Source organism: Vibrio splendidus 12E03, assembly GCF_000272105.2.
Lineage (GTDB): Bacteria > Pseudomonadota > Gammaproteobacteria > Enterobacterales > Vibrionaceae > Vibrio > Vibrio splendidus_I.
Window position 1 is genome coordinate 1 of sequence record NZ_AJZD02000050.1, and the last position, 3,917, is coordinate 3,917.

At 45.3% G+C, this 3,917-nt stretch carries 3 protein-coding genes; 2 read left to right on the forward strand and 1 reads right to left on the reverse strand.

Annotated features, from left to right (window positions below; all coding sequences use genetic code 11):
- The first annotated feature begins 46 nt into the window (after window positions 1-46).
- Together A142_RS04840 and A142_RS04845 are read left to right on the forward strand one after the other, a co-directional pair.
- Window positions 47-367, forward strand: coding sequence for a hypothetical protein (locus tag A142_RS04840; RefSeq protein ID WP_029405305.1), 321 nt, complete (start codon window positions 47-49; stop codon window positions 365-367).
- Between the two features lie 55 nt (window positions 368-422).
- The gene (locus tag A142_RS04845) at window positions 423-3,179 is read left to right on the forward strand and encodes an immune inhibitor A domain-containing protein (protein ID WP_019820528.1); all 2,757 of its coding nucleotides are present in this window, start codon (window positions 423-425) and stop codon (window positions 3,177-3,179) included.
- 265 nt (window positions 3,180-3,444) lie between these two features.
- Here A142_RS04845 and A142_RS04850 read toward each other — a convergent pair.
- On the reverse strand, window positions 3,445-3,917 hold a 473-nt coding region (locus A142_RS04850; protein WP_019820530.1), incomplete at its 5' end, for an MFS transporter.

The window sequence follows — 3,917 nt, forward strand, 5'->3', positions numbered from 1 at the left end:
CGAGACTCGTACAACTAGGACTCTTACAAATAAACCTGGAAAAACAATGGCTTTAATGGTTCTAATTTTTTCCTCACTGTCACAGGCTTCCACCTTTGAGAATGATGAACTGTTGCTTAAGTCATTGATTAAACAAGGTGTTATCTGTTCAGGCTTAACCTATGAGGAAAATCAAGAAGCTTTGCGTATCTATCTCAACGCTAAAAAAGTAAAGAGCACTCCGTTTGATTCAAAAAATAGAAAAGAGACAACCAATACAAAAGAAATAGAAAGTATAAAAGAGATAGAAAGTACGAAACATACAGCAAACACACGTCAGTTAAATAAGACACCACAAGAGTGTATTAGGCCAGGCTCGGACAACTGATTCGAATAAGGCAGTTGATACTGATATCGACATGGAAATATAAAAAGGAAATACAATGAAAATGATGAGAAAAACATTGTTGGCTTCAGCAATGCTTACTCTATTTAGCGTCAGTAGTTATGCAAAAACACCTATTGATTTAGGCGTTGTTAATGAAGACAAACTCATTGAAATGCTAGTTAGACAAGGCTTAGTCGACCAAGATGCAACCGATGTGGCAAAACACGACGCACTTGACCGTTACTTAAAAAATAAGATCAATTCCGGTTTTAAAGGCGACGCTCAATTCGGTAAAAAAGCACTTGAGAAACGAGCGAAAATACTCAAAGCCATTGAGAAAGGATCTGGCGTTAAAAAAGCCAGCGTCTTTGCTTTGGAAGTCGGCACCAAGCGTACCGATAAAGTACTGGCTCTATTGGTGGATTTCCCTGATTTGAACTGGGATGACAACAAGCTGACCGAAGAGCACACCCAAATGCTCTACGAGAGCTACAACCCAGAACATTATCAAGAGTTGCTGTTTTCAAACTCTGGCTACACAGGGCCAAACGGCGAAAACCTAATCTCGATGCGTCAGTATTACCAAAGTGAATCGGGTGACAGTTACAGCGTTGCAGGTCAAGCTGCTGGTTGGTATCGCGCCTCTAAGCCTGCGTCATTCTATGGTGGCAACTCCCCTACCACCGACAACGACTTAAACGCACAGGAACTGGTTCGTGAAGCGCTGAATCAACTGGCGCAAGACCCAAGTATCAACCTTGCCGATTACGACATCGAAGATCGTTACGATTACGACGGTGACGGAAATTTCCGCGAACCCGATGGTGTGATTGATCACCTGATGGTGTTTCATGCATCGGTAGGCGAAGAAGCCGGTGGTGGCGTGTTAGGCCCTGATGCGATTTGGTCTCACCGATTCAACCTTGGTCGCACTCATGTACTGGAAGGTACTTCTAGCTCGCTTCCAGATCGTTTTGGTGGCCAATACGCGGCGTTCGATTACACCATTCAACCGATTGATGCGGCTGCAGGTGTCTGTGCTCACGAGTATGGCCATGATTTAGGCTTACCAGACGAGTACGACACGCAATATACAGGCAAGGGTGAACCAGTATCTTACTGGTCAATCATGTCTTCAGGCAGCTGGGCTGGCAAAATTGGTGGCACACAACCAACGGCATTCAGCTCTTGGGCAAAACACTTCCTACAAAAATCGATTGGTGGTCGCTGGGTTAACGATGATCAAATCTCGATTGATGACCTAGAAGACAACCCACAAGTTTATACGCTGTTCCAAACAACGGATAACAGCCGTCCGAACATGATTAAGGTCGATCTTCCTGAAAAGCAAATTGAAAGTCTGAGACCCTTTGAGGGAGAGTATTCATTCCACTCTCAAAAAGGCGATGACCTGAAAAACAGCATGACACGCAAGTTGGTGATTCCAGCCGGTGATTCTGCATTGCTTTCGTTCAAAACGTGGTATGAAATTGAGAAAGACTACGACTTCGCTCGCGTGCTTGTGAATGGACAAGCAATAGCTGGCAACATCACCTCAATGGATGACCCATACAATACTGGCCTCGTTCCTGCTATTGGCGGCGAATCTGGCGGGTGGATTGACGCTGAGTTTGACGTTTCACAATGGGTAGGCCAAGAAATAGAACTGTCATTTGAGTACATCACCGATGGTGGCTTGGCGATGGAAGGCTTCTATTTGGATAACCTCAGTGTGGTCGTGGATGGTGAAGTCACCTCAATAGACGATGGTGAAAGCAACTCCACCTTCGCCCTAAATGGCTACAAGCTGAGCAATGGATTCCACCAAGCGCAACACTACTACCTGCTGCAATGGCGTAGCCACATGGATGTTGATGAAGGCCTAGCCAACATCAAACGTATGGGGCAACTTATCTCATTCGATCCGGGTTTGATCATTTGGTACGTAGACGAGTCACTGACTGATAACTGGGTAGGCAAACACCCAGGTGAAGGTTGGTTAGGTGTGGTCGATGCAGACCAGAATGCCATGACTTGGGAAAAATCTGGTGAAGTCGCTCAAACTCGTTACCAAGTTCGTGATGCTGCGTTCTCACTCAAAGATCATACCCCAATGCGTCTTGTGAACAGCGACAATGATGTACTTGAAGATACCAGTTTGCTTGGTAACGCTAGCTTCTCTGACGACCAAGACTACACGTCTCCTCAAGCGCCTGATTCAGGACGTATCCTGACGGAGTTTGGTTTAGCCGTTGATATTGTGAATCAGAGTGACAACAACGAATACGGCGTGGTTCGCTTATCGAAAGTAAGCCAACACAACGTCGCCCCTACTGCGAACTTTGAGCTCAATGTCACTGGCCTGAACGTTTCTGCACGTAACTTCAGTTCTGATCAAGACGGTGAGATCGCCAGTTATCTATGGGACTTTGGCAACGGCACAACAAGTAACGAAGTGGCACCAACTTGGTCTTACGAGCAAGCCGGTGAATACACGGTGAACTTGACTGTTGTCGACGACAAAGGCGCTACCGATTCATTTAGCTCCGTAGTGAGTGTTGAATCTCCAAACGCCCTTCCAGAAGCGAGTGCAAAGTACATTCACTTGGGTCGTTGGGTAACCATGTGGTCTACAAGTTCAGACAGCGATGGTCGTATTGTTGATACCGAGTGGACACTTCCAAACGGAAAGGTGAAACGAGGTCGCACATTCACTTCTATCTTCCCTTCATACGGAAAGCTCGAGGTGACTCTGAAGATAATCGATGACCAAGGTGGGATTACGACTAAGACAATTTTGGTCGACCTGTAGCTCATCTTGGGTCTTAGGTCTTAGGTTTTAGGTTTTAAACGATAGACCATCAAAATAAGTACGCGGCTCTATCACACGTACTTACAAGCAAGCTTAAGCGCTGTTGTCTTCGAGCATAAGCCAAGACAGCAGTTTTAAGAAAACGTTATTATTTAAGCCGTAAGCAAAAGCCCTACCGACATGGTAGGGCTTTTTATTTGTTTGTATTCCAAGGAATCGGATTTTGCTCGCAGCAATAGATTTACTGATTCAAACTCGATACTCGTTATACAGGCTGCTTTTGAATACGTGATTTACGTGCGCTGAACGCGAACAGTAAGATAACCGCTAACACGAATGGTAATACATAGATATTGAGGTTCTGCCACCCTGCTGTCGATTCTAGCCAGCCAGAGAGCATGGCGGTAATCGTCACACAACCAAACACAATAAATTCATTAAATGCTTGCGCCTTAGCTTTGTTTTGAGACTGATAAGACTGACTAAACAAGCCTGTTGCAGCGATAAACATGAAGTTCCAACCCACACCAAGCACAACCAAGGCCACTCTGAAGTGCCAAATTGATTCGCCATGAATATTGATAGCAATACAAACAACAAATAATACCCCACCCGCCAAAATAATCATTCGCGAACCGAACTTCTCGATAAGTGAGCCAGTAAAGAATGCTGGTACAAACATACCCAACACGTGCCACTCAATCACACCGGCGGCTTTAGTAAAGTCGAATCCACAGC